The sequence below is a fragment of the Sorangium sp. So ce1153 genome, assembly GCF_051521595.1.
Lineage (GTDB): Bacteria > Myxococcota_A > Polyangia > Polyangiales > Polyangiaceae > Sorangium.
The window spans coordinates 4,177,739-4,193,995 of sequence record NZ_CP150361.1 but is presented as its reverse complement, the minus strand read 5'-3'; the positions used below and the strand labels follow the sequence as shown (position 1 = coordinate 4,193,995).

General features: G+C 73.7%; 12 protein-coding genes. 3 read left to right on the top strand and 9 right to left on the bottom strand.

Features of this window, described 5'->3' with window-relative positions; all coding sequences use genetic code 11:
• Positions 1 to 29 precede the first annotated feature (29 nt).
• A complete protein-coding gene (locus WME85_RS14925; RefSeq protein WP_437309767.1) occupies positions 30 to 1,022 on the bottom strand; it encodes a hypothetical protein in 993 nt (330 codons plus the stop codon).
• 169 nt (positions 1,023 to 1,191) lie between these two features.
• On the opposite strand from WME85_RS14925, the gene hisD reads away from it, so the two are divergent.
• Complete coding sequence (gene hisD, locus WME85_RS14920; protein WP_437838847.1) at positions 1,192 to 2,577, top strand: histidinol dehydrogenase; 1,386 nt, start codon at positions 1,192 to 1,194, stop codon at positions 2,575 to 2,577.
• Positions 2,578 to 2,870: 293 nt separating this feature from the next.
• On the opposite strand, the gene WME85_RS14915 is transcribed toward hisD, so the two are convergent.
• Positions 2,871 to 3,863, bottom strand: a complete 993-nt coding sequence (locus WME85_RS14915) for a DUF4388 domain-containing protein (protein ID WP_437667584.1) — start codon at positions 3,861 to 3,863, stop codon at positions 2,871 to 2,873.
• 273 nt (positions 3,864 to 4,136) lie between these two features.
• On the opposite strand from WME85_RS14915, the gene WME85_RS14910 reads away from it, so the two are divergent.
• Positions 4,137 to 5,219: an L-erythro-3,5-diaminohexanoate dehydrogenase gene (locus WME85_RS14910; RefSeq protein ID WP_437838846.1), complete on the top strand. Its 1,083-nt coding sequence runs from the start codon at positions 4,137 to 4,139 to the stop codon at positions 5,217 to 5,219.
• Positions 5,220 to 5,334: 115 nt separating this feature from the next.
• Here WME85_RS14910 and WME85_RS14905 read toward each other — a convergent pair whose 3' ends face one another.
• The 6 genes from WME85_RS14905 to WME85_RS14880 all read right to left on the bottom strand — a co-directional run bounded on the left by WME85_RS14905 (position 5,335) and on the right by WME85_RS14880 (position 13,929).
• The gene (locus WME85_RS14905; protein WP_437838844.1) at positions 5,335 to 7,551 is read right to left on the bottom strand and encodes an ATP-binding protein; all 2,217 of its coding nucleotides are present in this window, start codon (positions 7,549 to 7,551) and stop codon (positions 5,335 to 5,337) included.
• Between the two features lie 86 nt (positions 7,552 to 7,637).
• The gene (locus WME85_RS14900) at positions 7,638 to 8,036 is read right to left on the bottom strand and encodes a hypothetical protein (protein WP_437309763.1); all 399 of its coding nucleotides are present in this window, start codon (positions 8,034 to 8,036) and stop codon (positions 7,638 to 7,640) included.
• Between the two features lie 4 nt (positions 8,037 to 8,040).
• Complete coding sequence (locus tag WME85_RS14895; RefSeq protein ID WP_437838842.1) at positions 8,041 to 11,520, bottom strand: sigma 54-interacting transcriptional regulator; 3,480 nt, start codon at positions 11,518 to 11,520, stop codon at positions 8,041 to 8,043.
• A gap of 264 nt (positions 11,521 to 11,784) precedes the next feature.
• On the bottom strand, positions 11,785 to 12,669 hold the full coding sequence (locus WME85_RS14890; RefSeq protein ID WP_437838840.1) for a DUF2520 domain-containing protein: 885 nt from the start codon (positions 12,667 to 12,669) through the stop codon (positions 11,785 to 11,787).
• Positions 12,666 to 13,328, bottom strand: coding sequence for a nicotinate (nicotinamide) nucleotide adenylyltransferase (gene nadD / locus WME85_RS14885; RefSeq protein WP_437838838.1), 663 nt, complete (start codon positions 13,326 to 13,328; stop codon positions 12,666 to 12,668). The genes WME85_RS14890 and nadD overlap by 4 nt, the downstream gene beginning before the upstream one ends.
• Positions 13,312 to 13,929 (bottom strand): hypothetical protein, encoded by a 618-nt coding sequence (locus WME85_RS14880; RefSeq protein WP_437838836.1) that lies wholly within the window; start codon positions 13,927 to 13,929, stop codon positions 13,312 to 13,314. Before WME85_RS14880 ends, nadD begins: the two co-directional genes overlap by 17 nt.
• A 245-nt stretch (positions 13,930 to 14,174) precedes the next feature.
• Here WME85_RS14880 and WME85_RS14875 point away from each other — a divergent pair, with 245 nt between their 5' ends.
• Positions 14,175 to 15,449 carry a (2Fe-2S)-binding protein gene (locus WME85_RS14875; RefSeq protein WP_437838834.1) on the top strand — a complete coding sequence of 425 codons (1,275 nt, stop codon included), beginning with the start codon at positions 14,175 to 14,177 and terminating at the stop codon, positions 15,447 to 15,449.
• 73 nt (positions 15,450 to 15,522) lie between these two features.
• Here the strand turns inward: WME85_RS14875 and WME85_RS14870 are convergent, their stop codons facing one another.
• Positions 15,523 to 16,257, bottom strand: coding sequence for a heme exporter protein CcmB (locus tag WME85_RS14870; RefSeq protein ID WP_437838832.1), 735 nt, complete (start codon positions 16,255 to 16,257; stop codon positions 15,523 to 15,525).

The window sequence follows — 16,257 nt, the reverse complement described above, 5'->3', positions numbered from 1 at the left end:
CGGCCGCCGCCGCCCCTCGGCAGCCCCGCTCAGAGGCCGCCGACCGCGGGCACCGGCTGGGGCTTTCCGGCGTGGATGATCGCGCACCGGACGGTGGTCGACGACGTCGGCGCGCTCGCGCGCCCGCCGCCGAGGACGAGCGTGCCGAAGATGTTGCGCGCCGCCGTGTCGACCTCCGCGGCGCCGCGCGGGGGGACCGGGTTCCCGCTCGCGTCGAACACCGTCACGGCCTGCACGACGCCGCGGGCGATCTCGCTCTCCGGGAAGGACATCATCACCGAGATGCGGACGTAGGCCGACGCCCCCTCGACGATCCCGAAGCTGTAGGGCTTCTTGGCGAAGGCGCCGCAGAAGCCGCTCGTGCCCATGCCGCCGGCGGGCCCGTAGTTCGCCGCCGCCCACTGCGCGACGTTGACCGTGAGCCCGCTCTCGCCCGAGCCCTGCGCGTACTGGACGCACTGGCCGAGCGCTGGATCCCACATCGCGCCCGTCGGGCATCGCCCCACCTTGGCGCAAGCCTGACCGGTCCACACCTCGTCGCGCGCGCAGGTCTGCGAGAGTGGCACGCACGCGGCGGTCGGCCCGTCGACGACGAGCTCCTGCCCGGGCGGGCACCCGAGCTTCTGCCCGGCGCCGACCGCGACCCCGATGTTGGTCGCCACCTGCTCGCGCGACACGCAGTAGCCCGTGCTCTGATCGATCTCGTCGCCTGGCTTGCAGCGGTCGGGGGCGCACCCGCCGGCCTCATAATGGCGACCCACGCCGCAGTAGGCGTTCGCCGCCTGCGGCGTGAGGCACTGGCCCGCGACCGAGAGGTAGCCCTTCAGGCAGCGGCAGCGGTTCTGCGTCGTGTCGAAGCCGGCGCCGTCGCTGCACGACGAGATCGAGCAGCGGCAGCTGCTGCCCTGGCAGATCTTGAGGAAGCAGGAGTTCTCCGGGCACCCCACGAGGACCGCGGGCGCGAGCGCGAGGAGCGCCAGCGAGATCGCGGTGGACGCAAGGCCGAACGAGCCGGGCCGCATGAGGGCGACCCTACTCCATCCGCTCGGGCCGGGGAACTCGCGGAGCGACGCGCGGCGGTGGACGCCGAGCGCGCCGCGCGCCGCCGGACATACCGGCGGCCGGGGTGCTGTGGTACGGGGTGTCGCCGTCCGCGCGCGGATTCCGCTGCGCTGGCCCGAACGTCAAGCCATGCTGCCCATCTACATCGAAGGTTCGCCCGAGTTCGAGTCCACCCTGTCTGCCCTCCGCGCCCGCGGCACGGGCGATCTCGCGAACGTCACCCCCGCGGTGACCGAGATCATCGACAACGTGCGGCGCGGCGGCACGTCCGCCGTGCTCGGCTACATCGAGAAATTCGAGCGGAGGACGCCGAAGGCGCTCGTCCGCCACGCTGGTCCCGAAGCCGAGGGCGGCTTCGGCGGGGCCGAGGCCCTCGCCCGGCTCCCGCAGGACATCCGCGCCGCGCTCGAGACAGCGGCCGCCAGGATCGCGCGGTACCACGAGCGGCAGCGCGACGCGGGCGACCTCGGCCCGGCGGACGCAGCGCCGAGCGGGCCCGCGCTGCAGGCCGGCTTCAGCTACGAGGAGGAGGGCGTCCTCCTCGGCATGCGCGTGCGCCCCCTGCGCCGCGTCGGCGTCTACGCGCCGGGCGGCAAGGCCCGTTATCCCTCGAGCGTGCTCATGTCGGCGATCCCCGCGCGCATCGCCGGCGTGCGGGAGATCGTGCTCGCGAGCCCGTCGGCGGATGACGTCACGCTCGCCGCGGCGCACCTCTCCGGCGTGACGACCCTGCTCGACGCGGGCGGCGCGCAGGCGATCGCGGCCATGGCCTACGGGCTCGCGGAGCTCGCGCCGGTCGACAAGATCGTCGGCCCCGGCAACGCCTACGTCGCCTGCGCGAAGCGGCTCGTCTTCGGCGACGTGTCGATCGACGGCATCACCGGGCCGAGCGAGATCCTGGTGCTCGCCGACGACGCCGCGGACCCGCGGCTCGTCGCGGCCGACCTGCTCTCGCAGGCCGAGCACGACGAGGCGTCGTACGCGCTGCTCGCGACGACGTCGGCCAAGCTGGCGGAGGCGGTCGCGCGCGAGCTCGACGCCGCGCTCCCCGAGCTCACGCGGCGCGCGATCGTCCAGGAGTCCCTCTCCCATCACGCGGCGGCGCTGGTCGTCGGCTCGCGCGCTCGCCTCGCCGAGGTCGCCGATCAGCTCGGGGTCGAGCACGTGGCGTTTCACGTCGCCGACGCCGAGGGGATGTTCTCGGAGATCGGCACGCTCGGCGCCGCGCTGCTCGGCAGCCTCACCCCGGTGGCCGCGGGCGACTACCTCGCGGGGCCGTCCCACGTGCTCCCGACCGGCAACTCGGCGCGCTTCGGAGCGCCGCTCGGCGTCTACGACTTCGTGACCCGCGCGAGCCTCATCCGTTACTCCGGCGCGGCGCTGCGGGCGCAGGGCCCGATCATCGAGAAGCTCGCGCTGGCGGAGGGCCTCCAGGCGCACGCCCGCGCCGTGACGCTCCGGCTTGCGAGCACGGCGCTCGACCCGGCGGCGAAGCGCGATCCCGCGAAGTCCTGACGGCCTCGCGCCGCCCCGCCGAGCGCGCCGCGCCCTCAGCGAGCGCCGCGCTGGAGGGGCGGCGCCCGATGCTCCGAGCGCGCGGGCTCCGGTCCTGGGCCCGCGTGCCCTCCGGTGCCCTCGGCAACGAGCGCGCGCCCTTCCGCTATAAGCGCCCGCTCGCTCCGCTCCCTCGACGGCAAGCACGCCGGCCCCATGCACGACGGGGTAGCGCACGGCCGCGTGAACGCGGCGCCTCGCGACGCCTCACGACGCTTCGCGCGGGGCCACGGCGGCCCGCGCGGAGCGCGGCCTCACTCGACGCGCAGGTAGTCTGCTTTGATCAGCTTCAGCACGGACTGCGCGGTCTCCAGATCCGTCGCGGGGCTCTTGTTGAGGACCATCGCGAGGTGCCCGTGGTTGTAGACAATCTGGAGGACGTCCAGATCGACGGGCGAGAGATCGCGGAGCAGCGGCTTGAGCGGCTGGGGCATGACCAGGCGCGCCGACAGGTCCGGGAGCTGGTGGCGAATGTTGTTCAGCTCGTCGATCTGCCGGAGCCCCTCCATGAGGAGCTCCTGCACCGTCGCGCTGATCTCGCCGGTCATGACCCGCTCCTCGGCCGGCTCCAGGTCGAACGTTCCGCCGACCCACGTGAGGATCCGGTAGACGCTCTTGAGCGGCGGGACGTCGGTCAGATCGTTGATCGTCGCAAAGGTCACGATGCCCTTGCGCAGGTAGATCTTGCCGACATCGTCGTCGGAACGGACGACGAGGACTCCGCTCTTCTTCGATGTGCCGAAGAGCTGAAGCAGATCGGGGAGCGGGATCTCGTCGATCGACCCGGACATCGACCGGGTCTGACCGCTCCGCAGCGAGGGCTCATCCATCCGACGGCGCGCCGGAGGCGCGCCAGGGTCGGTGGAGACGACCTTGAGGATGCTGGTGCCGATGAGCACCCGGTCACCCTCCTTCAGGGTCGTCTTCTTGATCTTCTCGCCGTTGACGAACGTGCCGTTCGTCGAGCCGAGATCCTCGATCACGATCTGCTGATCGGTACAGGCAATCCGGGCATGGCGCCGGGAGACCATGTCCTCGACGAGGACCATGTCGAGGTCGCTGGAGCGACCCACGACGATCTCCTGCTGCTCCCCGAGGGGAAATTCGCCGCCTTGGTACTTCCCGGAGATGAAGCGCAACGCCAGTTGGCGCGTTGCCGACACCTTGGGAGCGTGGTTATCCATCGCAGGGAGTAAAAACCTTCGAGCGCTACGCGAGCGCCAGCAGGGGGCAAAGTCTAGTTTCACCGAGCAAAGCTGGTCAAGAGATCCGGTCTGTTCTTTCGAATGAGTTCCCCTGCCCGCCGTGACGCAGCGCGCTGGCCACCCTCCTGCGACCTCCCCTCGAGGCCCGCCCGGAGCGCGCCGCTGGACCCCGCTCGACCCGCGCAACTGCGCCTAATCCGCGGGAAACAGACCGACGCGGGCCGGTAGGGGCAGCCCGGGCGGCCCCCCGACCGGGCCCTCTCTGCCGAGGAGATCGCGGTCGCTCGGTTCATTGCCCTTGCTTTCAGGCCCGGCATGTTGAACGGCCTCGGCGTGAGCTCCGAAGCGACGCAACGCACCCTCGCCGCAGGCGATCCGCTGGGCACGCACCGCGTGCTCGAACCCCCGGGGGCCCTCCCCCAGCCGGCAGAGCGGCTGGACGCCGACGCCTCGCGCCACTTCGAGACGGAGATCGTCGTCGACGTGGAGACGCTGAACATCGACGCCGCGAGCTTCCGTCAGATGGAGGAGGCCTCTGGCGGCGATCCGGACGGCGTCGCGCGGCTCGTCCTCGAGACGGTGGCGCGCCGGGGAAAGCAGCACAACCCGGTCACCGGCTCGGGCGGCATGCTGCTCGGCGTCGTGCGCCGGGTCGGCTCGCTCGCGGAGCACCGCGGCGTCGCGGTCGGCGATCGCATCGCGACGCTCGCGTCGCTCTCGCTCACCCCGCTCTCGCTCCGCCGGGTCGTCGCCGTGCGCCCCGCGTCCGCGCAGATCGACGTCGAGGGCACCGCGATCCTCTTCGCGTCGGCGCCGCTGGCCCGCATGCCGAGCGACATGCCCGAGCGGCTCGCCCTGGCGCTGCTCGACGTCGCCGGCGCCGCGCCTCAGGTGGCTCGCCTCGCCGGCCCGCGCGACAGCGTGGTGGTGCTCGGCGCGGGCGGGAAGTCGGGCCTGCTTTGCGCGGCCGAGGCGCGACGCTGCGTCGGCCGCTCGGGGCGCGTGATCGGGATCGAGGCGTCGGCCGAGTTCGCCGCCGACCTGCGCGCGCTCGCGATCTGCGACCACGTCGTGGTCGTCGACGCGCGCGACCCCGTCGCGGTGCGCGACGCCGTGCTGCCGCTCACGGGCGACGCGGGCGCCGATCTCACGCTGTCGTGCGTGAACGTCCCCGGGGTGGAGCTCAGCGCGATCGTCGTCACGCGCGACCGCGGCAAGACGTACTTCTTCGCGATGAGCACGAGCTTCACCGCCGCCGCGCTCGGCGCCGAGGGCATCGGCAAGGACGTGGACCTCTACATCGGCAACGGCTACGCGCACGGCCACGCCGAGCACACGCTCGCGCTCGTGCGCGAGCACGCCGCGCTCGAGCGCCTCATGACCTCACGCTACGGCTGAGCGCGCGGGGCAGCGCGAGCGGGCCGCGCGGCGCAGCGCGAGCGGGCCACGCGGGGCAGCGCGAGCGGATCGCGCGCCCCGGCGCTCGGGAACGGCGCGGGCGCGCTCGCCGGCGTCAGCCGGGCCGCTCCTGAGGCGCCGGCTCCGCCTGCGGCAGCGCGGCGGGCGCGGGCGCCGGCGTCCCCAGCTTGTCGACGGCGGCGGGGAGGATCACGGCGAAGGTGCTCCCCTTCCCTTCGTACGAGCGGACCTCGATGCGGCCGCCCGCGCTCTGCGCGATGCGCTGGCTGATCGAGAGCCCGAGCCCCGTCCCCTTGTCCTTCGTGGTGAAGAACGGCAGGAAGATGTTCGCGAGCACCTTCTGCGAGATCCCGGGACCGTTGTCGGTGACGTTGAGCTCGACGAACGGCTCGTCCGAGCCGGAGCCGGGCCGCGTGCCGCGGCCGAAGCGGACGCGCGTGGAGATCACCACCTTGCCCTTGCCCTTCATCGCCTGAACGGCGTTGCGGAACAGGTTCATCAGCACCTGCCGGAGCTGCTCGGGATCGATGGCGACCCGGGGGAGGTCGGGATCCAGCGCTACCTCGACCTCGAGCAGGTCGTTCCGGCGCTCGATCGAGAGCACCTGCAGCGTGCGGCGGACGATCGCGTTCACGTCGGTCGGGACGACCGAGCCCTGCGCCGGCCGCGCGAGGTCGAGCACCGAGCCCACGACCCGGTCGAGCCGGTCGACCTCCTCGAGGATGATCCCGAGGAACTCGCGCGAGGCCGGATCGATCTGCGCCTCCGGCACCGGATCGGCGAGCAGCTGGGCCGCGCCCTTGATCGCGCCGAGCGGGTTCCTGATCTCGTGCGCGAGCCCGGCCGCCATCTGGCCGAGGAGCGCGAGCCGGTCCCGCTCCTTCATCTGCGCGTACAGGCGCGAGTTCTCGAGGACGACGCCGATCTGCGCGGCGAGCGTCTCCAGCAGCGTCAGCTCCTCGGGCGAGAACGCGTCGCGCACGCGCGTGTCCGCCACGACGAGCAGGCCGATGGGCTCGCCCTGCTCGTCGCGCGCGCAGAGCACCACGCCCGAGCAGAGGCTGCCGAGGACCTCGGCCGCCGCGAGCACCGCGTCCTCGGGGACCTGCGGCCGGACCTCCGTCCGCCGCGCGAAATTGCCGTCGTCCTCCGCGTCGCTGTGGCTGCGGCGCGCGCGCCGCTCGCGGGCCTCGCGCTCGAGCTCCTCCATCGCGAGCGGCCCCCGCTCGAGGCGCTCGAGCATCGCCCTCGCGGTCGCCACCTCGATCCGCTCGGGCACCCGCGGCCCGAGCGAGGCGAGCCGATCGAAGCCGGTGCCGTCCTGATCGCGCAGGTAGAGCGCCGCCGCCGTGACCCGGCGCGACTGCTCGAGCGCGCTCATCACGATCGAGCCCATCTCCTCGACCTCGAGCGTGTGCACGAGGCGCCGCCGGGCCTCCGCGAGCGAGCGGTCGAGATCGAACCGCTCCCGCAGGAAGAGGCGCTGAATCTGCTCCTCCACGCGCTCCCGCAGCGGATCGAAGACCACCAGGATCACGATCGCGGCGAGCACCGCGTTCAGGTACATCGTGTTGAAGCCGCCGATGAACGTGAGCAGGAGATAGAAGATCAGCGCGATCAGGAACGCGACCGCCGTGGCGACGAGCAGGCGCGCGAGCATCTCGTACGCGTCGAGGAGCCGCTCGTGCCGGAGCGCCTGGGCGAGGACGAACAGGAAGACGATCGAGAGCGCCGCGCCGACCGGCGGCGGCTCCGCGCCGAGGAACCAGGCGAAGTCGGCGACGCTGGCGAGCCCGGCGAGCGCGCCGATCACCACGAGGAACCGCACGCGCCGCTGCGTCGCGCGCGAGGAGCTCTGCTTGCCGCGCTGGCCGAGCGTGTACAGCCCCGCGGTGAGCAGCGCGAACACGTACGTGAAGATGCAGCCGCGCGTCAGCCAGTCGAGCCACGAGCCCGGCTCCCGGCTCACCAGCACGAGGACGAACAGCGGGATGACGAGCACCCCCGCGAACCGGAGCAGCCGCGATCGCCTGTCCCCGTCGTGGGGGATCATCGCCTCGAAGAGCTGCAGCGCGAACTGCGGGAGCAGCACGGCGAGGATGGCGGTGAAGCGCTCCCAGATCGAGGCCTGGAAGAAGCCGAAGAGCGACTGGGACAGGTACCAGAGGCCGACGTCGGCGGCGAACGCGGCGAAGAAGAGGTGAACGCGGCGGACGCGACCTCGCAGCAAGGTCGAGGCCGCGATGGCGAGGGCCAGCGCCCCGCAGACCAGGGTGGTCCGTGTGCGGAGATCGAACCCGAGCGGCGCCACGGCGGAAGGCTATCGCGGAGCGCGGCGGCGCAACGCGGAAAGGCGTCAGGAGCGACCGCGCCGCCCCCGGGCTGGACGGCCTCGGCTCAGCGCGTCCCGTCGCTCTCGGACGACGCCTTGTCGTGGCCGTCCGTGCTCCCCTGAGGCTGCCAGGGCAGCGGGTCCGGCGACTGCTTCTGCGAGCGCGCGTAGGTGCGCTTCGTCGAGAGCACGTCGTCGAGCGACGGGTGCGCGAGGTCTCGAAGGCGGAGCTGCGGCGGGGAGGCGAGCCCGCGGCCAGGGGCGTCGAGCCCGTCGTCGACGCCGTCCGCCTCCTCGTCCCCTCCAGGGACCTCTTCGGAGGTCATCGGATCGAGCTCGCTCCACGCGTCGCCGATCTGCTGGTCGCTCTCGCCAGGCGCGATCGCACACCCGGCGAGCAACGCGGGGGCGGACAGCGCAAGCGCGAGGCCCCCGAACCGCCAACCCCTCCTGCAAGCTCGCATCACTTCAATCCTCCGACGTACCGCCAAAGCCATACTGTTTCACAAGCTGAGAAAGACGCGGTCTCTTCATACCCAAGAGCGTCGCGGCGCGGGTGATGTTCCCGCGACTTTCGTCGAGCGCCCTGGCGATGCACTCGCGCTCGATCTCGCGCTTCATGTCGCTCAAGCTGACCCCCCCTCGGACATGCGCGTACGCGAGCTCCAGCGGTGTGCGATCCACGGGCGTCGACAGGGAATGAGGCTCCAGCTCCGCCCGCTCCGGCGCCGACGAGCGTGGCCCACCGGAGGGCTCGAGCGCAGGGATTGCAGACGACGTGCCAGCTCTCGATGTCATCGGAGAGCTCGCCGGCTCCAGGGCGTCCAGGTCCCGCAGCCCCTCGACGTTCATCGTGAAATCCTCGAGCTCGATCACCTCGCCGTCCGCGAAGATCGCGGCGGCGCGCAGGGCGTTCTCGAGCTCGCGCACGTTGCCCGGCCAGGAGTGCCGCGACAGGGCCGAGATGGCCCTGCTGGAGAGGCGCTTCGGCGCCGTGCCGCGCTCGGCGGCGATCCTCTCCAGGATCGACGCCGCGATCACCGGCAGGTCGCGCGGGCGCTGCCGGAGCGCGGGGACCTCCAGGACGAGCTGCCGGAGGCGGTAGTAGAGATCCTCCCGGAATTCGCCGCGGGCGACCATCGCGCGCAGATCGCGGTGGGTGGCGCAGACGATCCGGACGTTGGCGCGCAGCGGGGTGACACCCCCGACCCGCTCGAAGGTCTTGTCCTGGAGGACGCGGAGCAGCGCCACCTGCGTGCGCGGCGAGATGTCCCCGATCTCGTCGAGGAAGAGCGTCCCGCCCTCGGCGAGCTCGAACCGCCCGCGGCGGCGCGCCGCCGCCCCGGTGAACGACCCCTTCTCGTGGCCGAACAGCTCCGACAGCAGCAGCGTCTCGACCAGGGCGGCGCAGTTCACCTTGACCAGCGGGCCCCCCCGCCGCGCGCTCACCTCGTGGATCGCCTCGGCGACGAGCTCCTTGCCGGTGCCGCTCTCGCCGTGGATCAGCACGGTCGCGTCGCTCGCGCCGACCTTCTCGATCTGGTGGATGAGGCTGAGCATCGCGGGCGTCGTGCCCACCATCCGCTTGAGCGCGGGGACGGCGGGCGACGGCCGCAGGGCGCGCGCAGGCGCCCGCGCGCACCCCGCGCACGCGCTCGATCCGCAGAGCTCGCAGCCCCTCGGCTCCGCCTCGGCGGCGCTGCGCGCGCACGCCTCCAGCCGGGCGAGCTCGGCGAAGCTCCGGCGCGCGAGGAACCGGCGCGCGATCTCGGGCGGCAGCGACGCGGCGACGCGATCGCGGATCGCGATCGCCGCCTCGAGGTGCGACCTCGCGGCCGCGGGGTCGTCGTCCGGGGCGTGCGACGGCCGGCTCACGGACGACGACGCATGGTGGAGCAGCACGTGCGCCTCCAGGGCGCACTCGCGGCTGTGGGCCTGGCGCGAGTGCGCCAGCGCCTCCGCGGCGAGCTGCCCGAACGGCTCGCCGGCGGCGCGGGCGCGCATCGCCTCGAGGAGCGTGACCTCGGCGCGGAGCCAGTCGGAGGAGGTCGCCTCGGCGCCCGCCTTGCTGATCATGTGCGCGGCCTGCAGGAGGTCGCCGTCGTCGAGCGCGATGCGCGCGGCGAGCGCATAGCACTCACCGAGCTTCGAGCCGGCGCCGTACGCGAAGGCGCCGCTGAGCTCCGACCAGGCGTCCAGGGGGCGGCCGCACGCGAGGTGGATCTGCGCGGCGACGTAGGCGACGTGCGTGAGCCGCACGCCGGGGATGACGTTGCCGCAGACCTTCCGCGCGAACGCGAGCGCCTGCTCGGCCTCGTCGTTCAGCCCGAGCTGCAGCCGGATCTCGGCGAGGTTCGCGATGAGGTTAACGAGCGCGACCTTGTCGCCGATCTTGCGGAAAATGTCGATCGCGCGCTCGAAGAGGCGCAAGGCTTCCGGGTACTCGTGCTTCAGGTTGGCGATGACCGCGAGGTTCGTGAGCGCGTAGCCGGTCGCCATGCGCTCGCCGCGCTGCTCGCCGTCGTCGAGCACGGCCGCGAGCATCGAGCGCGCCTCGTCGAACCGACCGCTGGAGAGCAGCGCGATCGCGCGGTTCAGCCGCGCGCGCAGCTCGCTCACGTGCTCGCCGGCGCACGCCGCCTCCCACGCGTCGGCCGCGAAGTGCCGGTCCGCCTCCGACCAGGCCTGCTGCGCGAGGAGCAGCTTGCCGAAGACGTTGCGCGCCTGGAGGCGCGTCGCGAGCTCGCCCGCGCCGGCGAGCCCCTCCTCGGCGTGCCCCCTGGCCGCCGCGAGATCGCCTGTCTTGCAGCAGAGCTCCGCCATCTCCACGGCGCCGCGCGACCGCTCCGCGGGCGTCGTCGCGCGATCGAGCGCGCGCGACAGCACCATCGCCGCCGTCGTCAGGTCGCCGCGCGCGCTCGTCGCGCGGCCGTGCACGAGCAGCGCGGCGAACGACTCCCGCTCGCGCAGGGCCGCCGAGGAGAAGTCGATCGCGAACTCGATGTCGCCGAGCCGCAGCGCGAGCTCCGCGGCGCGCAGCAGCCGATCGCCCGAGGCGGCGCGATCCCCCGGGAGCGCCCGCATCGACCGGGACCAGCGCTGCCAGAAATCGACGCGGGCCGACGGCTCGCCGACCGAGGAGATCGCGAGCACCGCCGCCGCCTCGGCGCGCTCTTCCTGGCCCAGCGAGGCGAAGAGCTCGCTCGCGCGCGAGAGGCTCCACGGATCGGACGGCTGCTCCTCGAGCGCCTCCGCGACAGCGAGCGCGTCCTCGGGATCGACGCTGGCCGGATCGACGGCCGCGCGCCGCGCCGACACCCACCCGCGCTCGTCGACCTCGATCAGCCCGAGCCCCGCGAGCTCGTCGCCGGCGAGGGGGCGCGCGGCGACGACGCCGTCCGGCGCCGCGCGCCGGGCCGCGAGCAGGCCGAGCTGCGCCGACGGCCAGGGCCGCTGGCTCAGCGCGAGCCGATCGAGCAGGCGCCTGGCCTCGCGGCTCGGCGGCGGCGGCGCGGGGCGCTGCTCGGGCGGCGTCGCCAGCACGGCGGAGCACCAGCCGTCGAGCGCGTCGAGCCGCTCGACCTTCGCGACCACCCGGCGCTCCGCGTCCGCCGCGAACGCCTCCCAGAAGAGGTGCAGCTCCTCCGGCGACGCGATGCCGTCGATCGTGAGCGCGCTCGTCCAGGGCCGCATCGCGGCGTCGCTGCACACGACGACCAGCGCGGAGCTCGACCCCTCCGCGATGAGGCGCGAGAGCTCGTCGAGAACGAGGCTCCCCCAGCTCGTCGGCTCCCGCTCCGCGACGAGCAGGATCGCGCCCTGCGCGGCCGCGCTGATCCCCTGCGCGGCCGCCGCCGGTTCCGCGGCGGTGACCCCGCAGCGCAGCGCGAGGTCGCGCCAGGGGTCCCGGTCCGCCGCGTGCGCGGCCGCGATCAGCGAGCGCCCCACACCTCGAGCGCGACGCGCGAGGTGGGAGCAAACAGCGTCCAGGACCGGCCGCTGTCCATGGACGTGGAGCACCCCACGCGACGCGGCTTCACGGACGCGCTCATCGAGCGCCCGGAATCCCCCGGCTTCGCTCGTGATGGCAGAAGAAACGTAGGCTGCAGCGACGGATCCCAAGGCAACAAAAGCGTACCTCCGCGCTGGAGCGCGCATCAACGGATCCCGCCGTCAGGCATCAATAAGTTCTTGCCGCTTCAGAAGAATTTTTCAGTGCGATTGCTCGATTCCGTCCAGCGCCTGCTGGATTGCGTCGAACGCATCAGGAGGGGCTTCGCCGAGGACGCGGGCCAGCGGGAGCTGCGTCGCGGCGGCGGCGACATAGAAGGGCACGAGGTGCGGGGCGAGCCGGCGGAGCGTCTCGAGGTGCCGCGCGACGCCGGCCGCGTCGCCGCGCCGCACCGGCCCCGTCAGCGCGTCGGGCACGCCGAGCACCTCGACGTTGTCCGCGACCGTGCGGAGCAGCGGGCCGAGCATCTCGGCGGCGGTCTTCCGCTCGATGCCCGCGCGCTCGAGCAGGTCGACCCCGGCGGCGGCGAGGGCGGCGGCGCCGTTGGCGACGAGGCCCGCCGCGGCGTGGTAGGCGACGCGGTCGAGGCCAGGGAACGTGCGCGGCGTCATGCCGAGGCGCACGCCGAGCGAGCGCGCGGCGCGCACGGCGCCAGGGTCGCCGTCGACGTGGAGCTGGCCGCGCTCGAGGAACGGCGCGAACGAGGGCGAGGCGAACGAGATCATCGGGTGCATCTGCGCGACCGAGACGCGGCCGCCGCGCACCGCGGCGAGCGCCTCCGGGCCGAGCGCGCCCGCGCAGTGCACCACCGCGACGTCGCGGTGGCCGACGAGCCGGCGGTCGCGCAGCGCCTCGGCGCAGGGCGCGATGTCCCGATCGCGCACGGCGAGGATCACGAGGTCCGCCTCGATGCGCTCCGCCGGCAGCCCGTCCCGGGCAGGCCTGAGGGTGACCGGCAGCCCCGCGTCGCGGATCGCGCGCGAGAGCCCGCGGCCCACCTTACCGCCGCCGTAGATGAACACCTCCGGCAGGGGGCTGTCGTCGCGGTGTATCGGTGACGGGCGCGTGCTCTCCATCTCTCTCATGGGTCGCTCCGATAAAGACCGTGGGCGAGCGCATAGTCCAGCACGGCGCTCGGCACGCGCTGGCGGACGGCCTCCAGGTCGCCCGCGGCGAACGCCCTGCGGACGTCGCTGCTCGAGATCTGCGGGAGCAGCACGTCCGCGGCGCGCAGGGGGGGCCTGGCGACGGCGGCGGCCTCGGCGGGGTGCGCCGCGACGGACGCGACGAAGCCGGTGCGGCCGAGGACGATCGGCGGCGCGAGCTGCTCGATGCGATCGAAGCGGTGCCACCTCGGGAGGTCGGGGAGCACGTCGGCGCCGACGAGCAGGCGCATCGACCAGCCCGGGTGCGCCGCGGCGAGGTGCTCCAGCGTGCGGAGCGTGAGGCTCTCGCCGCCCAGCTCGCGCTCGACCGCCGACACCGACACGCGCGGGAGCCAGCCGAGGGCGAGGTGGCACATGGCCAGGCGGTGCTCGAACGGCGCGAGCTCCTTCGAGAACGGGTGCCGGTAGACGGGGACGACGAGCACCTCGTCGACCGGCGCGACGGAGATCGCGTAGGTGGCCGCGAGCACGTGCGCCACGTGGGGCGGGTTGAAGCTGCCCCCGAAGATGGCGACGCGGCGCGCGTCGAGCGCACGCGAGGCCGGCGCGCCCGCGGGCACCTCAGCCGTGCGAGCCACCTTGAACCCTCAGCCTGGGGCTGGCCGCGGACGACCCCACGATCTCGCGCGCGGTCACCGCGCCGCTCGCGTTCATCACCTCGATCCGCACCCCGCCCTGCCCGTCGTCGAGGAGCGCCGTGCCGCCCTCGGAGCCGATCGGACCGGGCGAGAAGAACGTCCGCGGGCCGACCTTCTTGATGAGCGGCTCCGAGCTCTTGCCGAAGACGAGGAGCGACGCGGCCACGATGTCCTCCTCGTCGAGCGCCGCCTTGTCGAACACGAAGAGCGCGACGCGCCCGTCGAGGATCTCGATCGTGCGCTGGCCCGACGGGAGGCTCATCAGCACCTTGAGGCGCAGCCGGGCTCGCTCGGACGCCACGAACGCGTCGATCTCCTCCGGCGTCGCGGCCGCACACCGCGCGGCCCGATCGAAGAGGGCGCCCTCGGTGGGGTTCGCGCCGACCAGGCTCTGCGCCCAGCCCTGGACGACCCGGTCGAGGGCGTCGTCCTCGGCGATGTAGATGACCCGCTCGGCGTGGCCTTCATCGAGCAGATGCTGCGCGCCGCGAGCGAGCGCGGGCAGATCACCCTGTGCAGGGCCGAGGACGCCGAGGCGCATCGGCGACAGCATAGATCAGCGCGCCAAGCGGGGGACATCTTCTACGTATCGCACGTATCGCACGTATCGCACGTATCGCACGTATCGCACGTATCGCACGTATCGCACGTATCGCACGTATCGCACGTATCGCACGTATCGCACGTATCGCACGCGCCGCACGCCTCGCACACGTCGCCCGCCTCGCGCGATCGCGCAAGCGCCTCCCTCCTCCATGGCGCGCGCGCGTCTGCTAGCGTCCGCCCATGTTTCGGCGAGGTCGCGCGCTCCAGGACCCGGTCACCATCACCCTCGACGGAGCGGCCGTCCCGGCGGAGCGGGGGGAGCCGCTCGCCGTGGCGCTGGTCGCCTCCGGGCGCGTGACGCTCGCGCGGAGCCCGAAGCTGCACCGCCCCCGGGCGCCGACCTGCCTGCGCGGCGGGTGCGACGGCTGCCTCGCGCGGGTCGACGGGGTGCCCAACGTGATGACCTGCCTGCGCCCGGCCGCCGGCGGCGAGCGCATCGAGGTGCAGAACGTCGTGGGGTCGCGGCAGGCGGACCTGCTCCAGGTGACCGACTGGTTCTTCCCGCAGGGGATCGACCACCACCACCTGATGGCCGGCGTCCCCGGCCTTTCCACGGTCATGCAGTCGATCGCGCGCAAGCTCGCGGGGCTCGGGCGGCTGCCGAGCGCGGCGCTCCCGCCCGAGCCCGCGGCGCGGCTCGACGTGGACGCGGCGGTGGTCGGCGCGGGCCCCGCCGGCGTGGCGGCGGCCTCAGCGCTGTCGGCGCGGGGGCTACGCGTCGCGCTGATCGATGATGGGCTCGCCCCGCGCGGGTCGCTCGCCGGCGCGCCGCGCCGCGCGGCGGAGCTCCTCGCGCGGCACCCGCTCGACGGGGTGCGCGTGCTCTCCAGGCACGTGGCCGCCGGCGTCTACCTCGGCGAGCTCCTCGTCGCCGGCGACGCGGGCGCGATCGTGATCCGGGCGCCCGCCACGGTCTTCGCCACGGGGGCGCACGACGGCGTCGCGGCGTTCCCGAACAACGACCTGCCAGGGGTCTTCTCGGCGCGCGCGCTCTGCCGGCTCCTCGCCCACGGCGTCGAGCCGACCGGCCCGATCGCGCTCGCGGGCGAGGGCTTCTGGGCGGACGAGCTCGCCGCCGCCCTCGGCGGCGGCATCGCGGCTCGGGTGCCGCTCGCCGCGCTCGCCGCGGTGAACGGGATCTCGCAGGTGAAGAGCGTGACCGTGCGCGAGGCGCCCTTCGGCCCCGACAGCCCTACCACCGAGCTGAAGGTCGTGGCCGTCGCCGTGGACGCGCCGGCCGCGCCGTCGTTCGAGGTCGCCGCGCAGGCGGGCGCGCGCGTCGAGGTCAGCGCGCGCGCGGGGTACGCCGTGCGGGTCGACGCGCGCGGTCGGGCCGGCGAGGGCGTGTGGGCCATCGGCGAGTGCACCGGCGCCGCGCTCGACCTCGCCGGCGTCGAGCACGCGGCGGCGATCCTCGCCGACGACGTGCTGGCGGCGCGCAACGTGGCCACGTGAGCCCGCGGCCAGGCCGGCCATCACCGCTCGTCCACCGCTCGTCCGCCGCACGCTCCCGCAGGAGCGCCGCAAGTCATCCCTCGATCATCAGATCGAAGAGGCCGACCCCGCCCGCGATGAACACGACGTCGAACACGCCCATGAGCGCCATGTAGTCGGTGAGCTCGCCGATCTCCGCGCCGCCGAAGAGCTCCCGCGTCCCCGCGACAGCGGCGAGCAGGGTGGGCGCGAGGAGCGGGAAGAGCACGCTCGCGAGCACGAGATCGCGGGCGCGCGTGCGCACGGTCATGGCCCCGAACAGGGTGCCGCTCGCGGCGATGCCCGGCGTCGCCGCGAGGCAGAAGAGCGCGAGCCCCGGGCCCGTCTTCACGAGATCCACCGCGAAGAGGAGCGCCGCCGCCGGGATGATGATGGCCTCGACCGCGGCCACGAACAGGCAGAGCCCGAGCGCCTTGCCGGCGAATAGGGCGCTCCTCGCGATCGGCAGCACGAGCAGGCCCGCGAGCGCGCCGTCCTCGCGCTCCCGCTGCCAGGTGCGGCTCAGCGCGAGCACCGACGCGAACGCCACGCTGACCCAGATGACGCCCGGCGCGACGCGCTCGGCCGCGTCCTGCCCCGCGTAGAACGCGAGCGACGCGATCACGGCGACGAGCACCGCGAAGAACCCGCTCGTCGTGACGATCTCGCCGGTGGCGAGCTCGATCGAGAGGTCCTTCCCCGCGACGAGCAGCGCCTGGCGCGCCCAGCCGGGCGGGCGGCGCCGGGGCAGCGACGCGCGGACCGCGGGCGCCGTGGTGTCGGAGAGCAC